General features: G+C 39.7%; 1 protein-coding gene. It reads right to left on the bottom strand.

What is annotated here, in order from left to right; all coding sequences use genetic code 11:
* Positions 1–29 precede the first annotated feature (29 nt).
* Positions 30–262, bottom strand: a 233-nt coding sequence (locus AAEZ09_RS28555) for a hypothetical protein (RefSeq protein ID WP_350601705.1), incomplete at its 5' end; no start/stop codon positions are given.

Genomic DNA, 262 nt, shown 5'->3' with positions numbered 1-262 from the left:
ACCGTACCTATCCAAAATATTCACAAGTCTTAGTATTCAAGATACTCTCTAATAGGGCGTTTCTTAAATTGTGAAGGATCCTTTTTGAGACGATTAATCATTTCAAACTCCCAAGCGTTCGGATCTTGACCTGCTGGACTAGTAGAACTAACCAAATGATTATAATCGGCAACAAAGCTAGGATTACGGGCAATACGCCCCAGCTGCCTATCATTTAATCCTTCAACCGTAAACATATCAGATGTATTACCGTCTCTTCCAC

Origin of the sequence: Pseudomonas sp. 65/3-MNA-CIBAN-0223 (assembly GCF_040310425.1) — a bacterium.
Taxonomy (GTDB): domain Bacteria; phylum Pseudomonadota; class Gammaproteobacteria; order Pseudomonadales; family Pseudomonadaceae; genus Aquipseudomonas; species Aquipseudomonas gregormendelii.
This window is presented reverse-complemented; position numbering and strand designations above follow the sequence as displayed.